General features: G+C 46.5%; 8 protein-coding genes and 1 pseudogene. 7 read left to right on the top strand and 2 right to left on the bottom strand.

The window, feature by feature from the left end; translation table 11 throughout:
* A partial coding sequence (locus tag AC1DWB_RS29030; RefSeq protein WP_477544583.1) for a PDC sensor domain-containing protein occupies window positions 1-2,068 on the bottom strand: 2,068 nt, incomplete at its 3' end.
* 556 nt (window positions 2,069-2,624) lie between these two features.
* Here AC1DWB_RS29030 and AC1DWB_RS29025 point away from each other — a divergent pair.
* Genes AC1DWB_RS29025 through AC1DWB_RS29015 form a run of 3 tightly spaced genes read left to right on the top strand, consistent with a single transcriptional unit; the run spans window position 2,625 to window position 5,017 of the window.
* Window positions 2,625-2,762, top strand: coding sequence for a cytochrome c oxidase subunit 2A (locus AC1DWB_RS29025; RefSeq protein ID WP_477544582.1), 138 nt, complete (start codon window positions 2,625-2,627; stop codon window positions 2,760-2,762).
* A 29-nt stretch (window positions 2,763-2,791) separates the two neighbouring features.
* Entirely contained in the window at window positions 2,792-3,262 is a 471-nt protein-coding gene (locus tag AC1DWB_RS29020; protein ID WP_477544581.1) for a cytochrome c oxidase subunit II, read from the top strand.
* Between the two features lie 60 nt (window positions 3,263-3,322).
* Entirely contained in the window at window positions 3,323-5,017 is a 1,695-nt protein-coding gene (locus tag AC1DWB_RS29015; RefSeq protein ID WP_477544580.1) for a b(o/a)3-type cytochrome-c oxidase subunit 1, read from the top strand.
* A 125-nt stretch (window positions 5,018-5,142) separates the two neighbouring features.
* On the opposite strand, the gene AC1DWB_RS29010 is transcribed toward AC1DWB_RS29015, so the two are convergent.
* Window positions 5,143-5,910: a class I SAM-dependent methyltransferase gene (locus AC1DWB_RS29010; RefSeq protein ID WP_477544579.1), complete on the bottom strand. Its 768-nt coding sequence runs from the start codon at window positions 5,908-5,910 to the stop codon at window positions 5,143-5,145.
* A 331-nt stretch (window positions 5,911-6,241) separates the two neighbouring features.
* Here AC1DWB_RS29010 and AC1DWB_RS29005 point away from each other — a divergent pair, with 331 nt between their 5' ends.
* The 4 genes and pseudogenes from AC1DWB_RS29005 to AC1DWB_RS28990 all read left to right on the top strand — a co-directional run.
* The gene (locus AC1DWB_RS29005; RefSeq protein ID WP_477544578.1) at window positions 6,242-6,943 is read left to right on the top strand and encodes a response regulator transcription factor; all 702 of its coding nucleotides are present in this window, start codon (window positions 6,242-6,244) and stop codon (window positions 6,941-6,943) included.
* The gene (locus AC1DWB_RS29000; protein ID WP_477544577.1) at window positions 6,940-8,757 is read left to right on the top strand and encodes a sensor histidine kinase; all 1,818 of its coding nucleotides are present in this window, start codon (window positions 6,940-6,942) and stop codon (window positions 8,755-8,757) included. The genes AC1DWB_RS29005 and AC1DWB_RS29000 overlap by 4 nt, the downstream gene beginning before the upstream one ends.
* 167 nt (window positions 8,758-8,924) lie before the next feature.
* On the top strand, window positions 8,925-9,179 hold the full coding sequence (locus AC1DWB_RS28995; RefSeq protein WP_477544576.1) for a hypothetical protein: 255 nt from the start codon (window positions 8,925-8,927) through the stop codon (window positions 9,177-9,179).
* Window positions 9,180-9,193: 14 nt separating this feature from the next.
* Window positions 9,194-9,480 (top strand): annotated as a pseudogene (locus AC1DWB_RS28990) (sugar ABC transporter permease); the annotation flags it as partial.

Below are 9,480 nucleotides of genomic sequence, written 5' to 3'. Positions count from 1 at the left end.
GGGAAGGGGAGAGCCGGAACTTGCGAGCCGCTTCCTGCAACGACAATTCTTGCTCAGCTTGCTCGTGGATGTAGTCTACAACGTGCTGCACGACTTTCGTCTGTTGGGAGACATGCAGCTTCCCGTACCGACTTCGGAACGACGGGAAAAATTCATTCAAGAACCAATCTCTCACTTCATCGAGCGATTCCGCTTCGTTGATCCGACTGTATACGTTCAAGCTGAGCAGGTCCGACAAGTCCAGCCCCAATTGTTCGAGACCGTGGTCGATCTCGGCCAGCAGACTCGTGAAGATTCCGACGACGGATTTGGCAGCGGGTGCAATGTGCGGCAGCTCCTGAATAAGCTCGTTGAATTCGCTAATCGCCGAATCGGTCATCCCTTCGGCGATCAGCTTGACGATCGCCTTCTGACGCTTGACTAACGTCCGTGTCGATTGGTGGACGGCGAGCAATTGACCGGATGCCGCTGGTGTTACCGTAATGTCACTCCCGAGCAGCAGCCGATACTGCAGCAGGTCCAATGCTTCCTGATAGGCTTCATGGATGCTGCGCGGATTATGGCACGGGCGGGCAACAGCGGCAGTTACCGTGAAGGGGAACAGTTCCTTGATCCGTTGCCGGATTAATCCGCACAGATGGTCCACGTCCAGTAGTCTCTGGTCTTCCGAATGTTCGGAAGAAAGGATGAGGACGACTTGGCCGGGCTTCGGATTAGCCGCTACGCTCGAACTGGCGTAAGTCGACTGCTCCCCCAGCTCGGAGATAAGCAGTGATAGGGAAACCATCATCAGCGAGCGGTCTTTCCCCTGATGGCTCTTCTTGAAGTGCGCGAACTGGTCAACCTCGAACACGCATACGGTATACATCGGACCAGGCAATGTCAGTCCATACCGTTTGCTCTGGATCGCGAAGTCGGAATCGGTCATATCGCCTTGCAACAGCTGCATGAGCAAGTTTTCCTTCAACATCGGCAACTTCTGCTTCAGTTCGTCTGCGAGTCGGTCGTTCGCCTCGAGCATATGCTGCATGAACTGATCGAGCTCGGCCAGACTGCCCATTGCTGGCTTCTGCAGAATCGGCAGTCTCTTCAGCAGTGTCTGAATCGGAACATATAGCCGGTGCRTAGCGAACAAGGCGATGATCGCCCATATTAGCGCCAGACTGGCTGCGATCAGCCAAGTCAGGTTACGGATCTGCTGCGATTTCACCGTCAAGTTGGCGCTTGGGGTCAAGATCAAGTACGACCAGTCGTTGAAGGCTGACCGACTGGAAGACAAGTGCACGGACTCCCCTTCCAGTGTAAGTGTGTCGGAATAAGGAGAACCAGCTGTCTGCAGCCGCTTGGACAATGTGGTTGGCAGAGGTGTGCCGATCTCCGCTTCGTTCTGACTGAGTACGATTCGCCCTTCGCTGTTCACAGCCTGTACTTTGCTGCCATTACCTAGGTTAACGTTGCGCAGCAGGGTATATAGACTCGACATATCCACTTCCATTACGAGCGTCCCGTCTGTGTCGGATTTTCCGATCGGTCGGACGATCAGCAAGTTTTTTTGACCCGGGTATGTGTTGGAAGGAATAATACGGGCGCCAGTCGTTAGATTGAGCTGGTTTTGCAGCAAGTTGCCGTAAGGGAACTCGTTCGTCTTCAACAGCCCGAGCCGGTTGGAATACACGATATCAAAGCGATTGTACGTCAGGAAGACGTGGAACATCACGTCTGAATAGCTGCGATACTTACGGATTGTTTCCAGCATCTCAAGAGTGGCTTCCAGCGCATTCAACTRATCCATCGTGATGCCAAGCCGGACGGACTTCTCAATCGTGACGTCTCCAGCGATCTGAATGGACAAGTATTCCATTCGCTTCAGAATCGAATCGACTTGATCGGATATTTGCCGGAGAGCGAGCTCGTGTTTGGCGTTCACTTCTGACTGAATACTTGTAGAGGCCAGGAAAGAAGCCGCCGTCCCGAGCAGCAATACCGGAATGAGACTGAATAGCAGGGAGAAGAGCATCAGCTTTTTTTTGAAGGAAAGCCTCTCCCACAAGGTAGGTCGTCGCAGCATAGGTTCATTTTCCTTTCTTTGAGGAATCGAGCCCTGAATTCATGCAAGACCGACAAGGAATCGTTCGTACGATCTAGGAGTCTGTCCGACGAAAGCAAATCCGTGAATATTTATTCATTAAAGGGGTTATTGCGGGAAAGGGATGGCACTCCACCGCTGTTGAAATCCAAATTGTTTTTAATTTATGTTGTGGTAACAACTTGATTTCAAAGGCGGCCGTAAACTTTACGTACCATTCCCTTGTCCCTTCACAACCCCATGAATAAATATTCACTAAAATCTAATCGTCGGACAGACCCTGTAATTATTAAGGAAGGTTGATAACGCTTACTTTCACTATAGCAGAATTGTAGCTGCGAGCGCCATTGTTACTCCACCGATAATTGCCCCGAAGTGATGCTGATACTCGTCCACCCTGTTTAAGGCGAATCTGTGAATGCTGTCTTGTAATACCACCCTCCCCATCCAAATATGTGATATATATCACAGCTCCACTACTTTCTCGATGCTACGATGTAGCCATCCAATTCAAGCTGATTAGAAAGGTGGCAACATTATGGCCCAACACAATGAGCAGAAGCAAGCACCTGCCAGTAATCTGAAAGGGACCTTGGTGTCCGTCATGCTCGTAGGTGTGATCATAATCATGATCTGGGGCGGCGTGTTCGCCTTATTCACGCTCCGCAACGGATAAGCTGGATTATTTACTAGGGGGAATGAACGATGCATTTTCACAAATACGAAAAAATTTGGTTAGGTTTCGGGCTGTCCATGCTTGTCGTGTTCTTATTGGTGCTGGGCGTGGGAGCTTTCGCGATGGGTACTGCGCCTCCGGGACATCACGGTGTGCAGGTTGATCCGGAGAAAGTGGAACAGATCGCTCCATTCAATAAGCCGGGCCTTCACAAGGTGAGAGATAACGAGTACGAGGCGATCATGGTCGGTAAAATATTCTCCTACTTGCCGTCAGCGATGACTGTGCCTGTCGGAGCAACCGTGCATTTCTCAATCACAAGTCCGGATGTGGTTCACGGGTTTCAGATCGTCGGCACGAATGTGAACGCGATGGTCGTACCTGGAGAAGTCAACAACATTTCACATAAGTTCACCAAGGCTGGAACCTACTTGATCTTGTGCAACGAGTACTGTGGGAGCGGACACGAATTCATGGCGACCACGATTACGGTACAGTAAAATATAGAACGTTTGATTCAGGTGGGCCCAACGTTCGGAAGATTCGGAGGCAGATACGTCATGGAAAGCACTACGATTATGAATACTAACACTAGTAAGGAAGCAAGCAAAGTGAGAATCGATCGCCGGGATTCGATCTTGGCGTTAACCCATATTTTGTTCGCATTCGGCGCTTTGGCGCTGGGTGGGTTCGCAGGGCTGTTGCAGGGGATGGTGAAGGGCGGTAACTTAAAGTTGCCGGCAGGTATCGGTTATTACCAACTGTTGACCGCTCACGGAGTACTGATGGCGCTTGTGTTCACGACGTTCTTCATCATCGGATTCCTGTATGCGGGAGGCGCCTACACGACTGGTGGTTCCATGCGCCCGGGTGTTCGCAAAGCTGGTTGGTGGGGCTTCAGCCTTATGGCTGCAGGTACGATCATGACCGTCATTATGATTCTTCTCAATCAGGCATCGGTGTTATACACGTTCTATGCACCCTTGAAAGCATCCCCATTCTTTTATATAGGCTTGACACTCGTAGTAGTGGGCAGTTGGGTTAGTGGATTCGCCCTGTTCGCTCAATATGCGGGATGGCGCCGCAGCAATCCGGGCAAGCCGTCACCGTTGTTCCTGTTCATGGCGGTCGTTACGATGACAATGTGGCTCATTGCTACGCTTGGAGTCGCTGCTGAGGTGCTGCTGTTGCTGCTTCCTTGGTCGCTGGGCTGGGTGCCGACGATTAACGTTATGCTGTCGCGCTCGCTGTTCTGGTACTTCGGCCATCCGCTCGTTTATTTTTGGTTGCTGCCGGCCTATATTTGCTGGTATGTGGTCATCCCTAAGATAATCGGGGGCAAAGTGTTCAGCGACTCATTGGCCCGCCTGTCGTTCATCTTGCTCTTGCTGTTCTCGATTCCGGTTGGCTTCCATCATCAGTTAACGGAACCCGGTATTTCGTCGGTATGGAAATTCGTACAGGTGGTTCTCACCTTCATGGTCGTTGTCCCGTCGCTTATGACTGCATTCTCCTTGTTCGCGATGCTGGAGCTTAGCGGGCGGGCGAAGGGGGCAAAGGGCTTGTTCGGTTGGTTCCGCAAGCTGCCATGGAAAGATGTGCGGTTCTTCGCACCGTTCATGGGTATGGTCATCTTCATTCCGGCCGGGGCGGGCGGGATCGTCAATGCGAGTAACCAGATGAACCAAGTCATTCATAATACGCTCTGGGTTACGGGGCACTTCCATCTGACTGTCGCAACAAGTGTAGCCCTGACCTTCTTCGGTCTGATCTACTGGCTGGTCCCGCTGTTAAGCGGACGCAAGTTGACGCCTGTGATCAACAAACTAGGTATGGCGCAGACTTGGATCTGGGTGATCGGCATGTTCCTCATGTCGGGAGCGATGCATACTGTTGGGCTGCTGGGGGCTCCGCGCCGGACCGCCTTTACAACATACTTTGATAACACCACAGCACTATCGTGGATTCCATTCAATCGACTGCTTGGCATTGGCGGGGCGGTGTTGTTCGTAGGTATCTTGCTTATTATGTACATTATTCTGGAGCTGGCATTCTTCGCCGAGAAGGATACCGAGGGCAAGGAAGAGTTCCAACTGGCGGAAGTCGCCGAGGACGCCCAAGCCACTCCAGCTATATTAGAGAATTGGAAAGTGTGGGTAGGCATCGTGGTCGTCCTGATCCTGTTCGCCTACACGATCCCGATCTTGGATATGATCCGCGATGTACCTGGTTCGAAGCCTTGGGTTACGTGGTGAATCATGAGGTTTATCTGCATCTGACAACAGTTTTATTAGAAAAAAAGCACCGTAGCAGGTGCTTTTTTGCTGCTTCGGTCAAAAACAGAGGCCTTGGTTTTCACCAAGCCCCTGTGGACTACTACTTACTTTCGTGTCGCTTCATATACGAATTTTTGCTTGTCATGAGTGGGTGCTCTTCCATAGTCAAAATCAGCGGACACAACCACATTTGAGAATCCAATACTTTCCAACACGAGCTTAAATTCTTCAATGCCATACCAACGAAGCGCAAATCGTTGCAATTCAGTCTGAAGCAGTGCACCGTTATGCCATTTTTCATATTTTAAATAGGAAACTTTGTATTGATGGAATAGATCCGCTTCAACCAGCTTGCTTTCCATGGTGATGATGTCTCCGCTCGGCATATTGAATGTCGACGTACTCCCTAACGGACCACACTCGAAATTATGATCAGGCAGGAAAAGATCAAGCAGGAGACGGCCACCTGGCTGGAGATGGTCATAGAGGCACCTTAAGGCGTTAAGAGACTTCTCTCGTTGTTCGATTAACAAGAATGATCCACCAGGAATAATAATCGCCTCGTAAGTATAGGGTAAAACAAGATCTTGAAGATCGGATTCATATAGATTGGTGACAAGTCCTCGTTCTTCACAACGTTGACGGCAAGAAGCTAACATCTGGGGAGAATAGTCAACTCCATCTACAAGAAGACCTGCTTCGAGAAGCGGAATGATGACACGCCCAGACCCGACCATGGCTTCAAGAATACGCCCCTTACAAGATTTCAACCTGTCTCGGTAATATTCTATATCACCGCCGAATGATTGACCTATTGCCTTAGTGTGATCATAGACCTCTGTGCAAAGTTCTCCGTAATAACTAAACGACATCTAMCTTTTTCCCTCCGTAATTGGTATTATCCTAGAAGGGTTCGTATGAACTATCCCTTCTGTACCGCATTAATGGACGTGTCGGATATAATGATTTGCATCAGAATCACTCGCTTTCTTGTCAAATTACTTCAATCATAGAGTCGAAGTGAAATCAGGTCAACCGGATAAGATTATTAATACCCAAACTTGCCGTGTGGATTACCATATTGTGGTATTATGAGTGTTGAGTCCACTTAATAACAACAGGTTAAATCTTTACATAGTCTTGACATGACTGGGTTAGAATGAAAAATAATCTATTTTGTTATTGATTTAGTGGGAGAAGGACATGACTAAAACAATTTTAATCGTTGAAGACGAGCCTATTTTACGTGAAATTATTAAAGATTATTTTATGAATGAAGGGTATGAGGTGCTGGAAGCTGGGGATGGGAGAGAAGGAATCGTTTTATTTCAAGAAAGTGAAGTGGATTTAATTATTCTTGATATAATGTTGCCTGAGGTAGATGGTTGGTCTGTTTGTCGACGCATTCGTAAGACATCGGATGTGCCCATTATTATGCTAACTGCCCGCGTGGACGAAGACGACACGTTACTAGGCTTTGAATTGGGTGCTGACGATTACGTGACGAAACCCTACAGCCCTCCTGTGTTATTAGCAAGAGCCAAGCGGCTGCTCGACAGTCGAAGTCGGAAAGAAGAACCTTCTAAGTATGCAGGAGTAAGGAATAACGATTCATTATCCATGAAAGGGATCCGCTTGCACTTTCCGTCTAGAACTGTCGTTACAGATGGAGAAACTGTGAGTTTAACTTATACCGAATTTGAAATCTTAACTTATCTAATGCTCAATCAGGGCATTGTCATTACGCGAGAGCAACTCATTATTAAGATTTGGGGCTATGAATATGATGGCGATGATCGGACTTTAAACACCCATATCCGCAATTTACGCAGTAAGCTAGGTGAGAAAGCGAAACTGATTACAACAGTAGTTAGAGCAGGTTACAAATTTGAGGTTAGCGTATGAGATTAGGCATTGTATTTAAGTTGTTCGCTCTTACCACATCGTTATGTATGTTAATCCTGGCTGTTATTTATATGGGACAAACGGTATTTTTCAAGCAGTATTACGCAAACCGGAAAGTCAATGACATTCAAACCAATATTCAGGCATTCGAACAGGACTACTTAAAGAGCGACGGCAGTGTTGCAACTATTCAGAAGCTGGAACAGGATTTCTATCGCCAGAACAATACCTGGATCACAACGTTAGATAGTACCGGAAATTTGAAGCATGCCAATGATTTTTATGCAGAAGTCAAATTGGATCGCAATACAGCGTATAAGGAACAATCGAATACTACAATAACTGTCCCTCTTTACAACCTAATCAATATCGAGGAAGTATTGAATGCTACATCAACCAACTCAAAATTTCCTCTGGCTTCAGGCGTACGAGTAATTGTCTCGGAAGTACGGAAAGACCTATCGTTAATTCCATACCGAATTCAACTTGACAAAAACACTTTGTTTTGGGTAAACGATGCACTATCCAGGAAATTAGATGAACTCACTTTGAAGATCAAGTACTCCAATTCCAAAGCTGAATTCCCTGCGATTACGTTAAACGGAATCATTACAAAAATCGAATTGCCTGCCGAGAATAACCCATCCAATTGGATCTATTCCAATAGCTTGTTCATGGAAAGAATCAAACAATTTCAAGCCGATTTATTAGTAAGTGAAACTCCAATCAACTATGATTCGTTGCAAATTTTTGATTACGAGCAAAATAACGTCAAATATAAGCTTTTCATAAACCCGATTCAAGATCAGAGCGGTGAAACCACCTATATCTTCTCCATAGCATCTCTGCAGCCCGTTGATGAAGCTGTTCAAATGCTCAAAGATTATTACTGGTATATCATCGCGCTTGTAATGGCTCTAATCGTTCTTGCTTCGTTGTATTATTCCTTGAAGATTGCTCGGCCATTACTGAAAATCAACAAAACCACACGGAAGATTGCAAGCTTAGACTTTTCGGAAAGAATTCCGATTCGATCGAAGGATGAGATTGGCGACTTGTCTCAGAATATCAATCTGCTTTCCGAAACCCTGCACTCCTACATTGAGCAGCTTCAGCAAGACATTGAGAAGGAAAAGCAATTAGAAAGAACAAGGAAAGAATTTATTTCCGGAGTATCTCACGAGCTAAAAACACCCCTGAGTGTTATGAAAAGCTGTATCTCCATCCTCAAGGACGGCGTTGCCAGCCACAAGAAAGAGCATTACTTCGACGCGATGGATAAAGAAGTTGACAGAATGAACCTCTTAATCGTGGACATGCTGGAGTTGGCAAAGTTCGAATCAGGCACGTACAAAATGAAGATGGATGCCTTCTACATCGATAAAGTGATTGAAGGAATCTGTGATCAATTATCTGTGGAGATGGCTGAGAAACAGCTTAATGTTCACACTTATCTTACTTCGGTTGAGGTCATAGCGAATCAACATCGGATTGAGCAAGTCATCACGAATTTTGTTACCAATGCTATAAGGTACACACCAGATCAACAAGACATTATGATTACCACAGTTGAGGAGAAGCAGTTTGTTAAAATTTGTATAGAGAATAAAGGTATTCACATCGATGTGGAGCAATTAGACAAGCTATGGGATCGTTTCTACCGTGGAGATGCGGCGCGGCAGCGTTCGCAAGGAGGCAGCGGATTAGGGCTTGCCATTTCCAAAAACATTTTGGAGCTGCATGATGTACCTTACGGTGCTGAGAATACAGCAGATGGAGTCTTGTTTTACTTCTACTTGAATAAAAGTACGTAGCGGTTCAGCAGCAGCCACTACCTTGACGGTTATTTCAATCCGTGAAGGTCAGTGGCTTTTTTGTTTTCGACAAAATCTTTATCTGATCTTGATATCAGCTTCTCTTTTTCTTTATGTGAGTCTTCTAGAATAGCAAATAGATAGAGCATAAATAGAGGAGAACATCGATGAGAAGATACGTTGTACTGACCTTATTTGCAGTCCTACTGCTTGTTTCAGCTTCATTTGTATTTAAAGTACAGGCTAAAGACTTTTTCAAAAATGACAAGATTTCAAATGAATCTTTACAAAAAGGAAGTCGGCTTTTAGAAGGGAAAACAATCGTTATTGATCCTGGTCGAATCCAAACGCAGGATTTCCAATCCAAGGCTTCAACGGCCATTGTGGAAGGTATCCTAGAGTATTTTCAAGGTCAATCATGAGCCTGCGAAATCTAATGCGTAAACAAAGTGTAGTGGCATTAGCATTCCTTCTCCCTAGCTTAATTGGTTTCGCGATTTTTTATCTAATCCCGTTTGCAATGGGTGTCGTCTACTCCTTTATGGATCGCACGATTGACGGCACTTTTGTAGGGTTTGCCAACTACAAAGAAGTGTTAGCGAGCGATTCCTTTCGGAAGGCATCCTTCAATACGTTTGTGTTTACGGGCGTGGGAGTTCCGCTAATGCTTCTCTGTTCCTTGGTTTTGGCGTTGCTATTGAATATGAATGTTTACATCCGAAA

The organism is Paenibacillus sp. P4_E11, from assembly GCF_056401635.1.
This window is presented reverse-complemented; position numbering and strand designations above follow the sequence as displayed.

Coding starts and splice junctions, on each gene's coding strand:
- AC1DWB_RS29005 (WP_477544578.1), top strand. CDS start 6,242: ATGACTAAAACAATTTTAATCGTTGAAGACGAGCCTATTTTACGTGAA.
- AC1DWB_RS28995 (WP_477544576.1), top strand. CDS start 8,925: ATGAGAAGATACGTTGTACTGACCTTATTTGCAGTCCTACTGCTTGTT.
- AC1DWB_RS29010 (WP_477544579.1), bottom strand. CDS start 5,910: ATGTCGTTTAGTTATTACGGAGAACTTTGCACAGAGGTCTATGATCAC.
- AC1DWB_RS29020 (WP_477544581.1), top strand. CDS start 2,792: ATGCATTTTCACAAATACGAAAAAATTTGGTTAGGTTTCGGGCTGTCC.
- AC1DWB_RS29025 (WP_477544582.1), top strand. CDS start 2,625: ATGGCCCAACACAATGAGCAGAAGCAAGCACCTGCCAGTAATCTGAAA.
- AC1DWB_RS29000 (WP_477544577.1), top strand. CDS start 6,940: ATGAGATTAGGCATTGTATTTAAGTTGTTCGCTCTTACCACATCGTTA.
- AC1DWB_RS29015 (WP_477544580.1), top strand. CDS start 3,323: ATGGAAAGCACTACGATTATGAATACTAACACTAGTAAGGAAGCAAGC.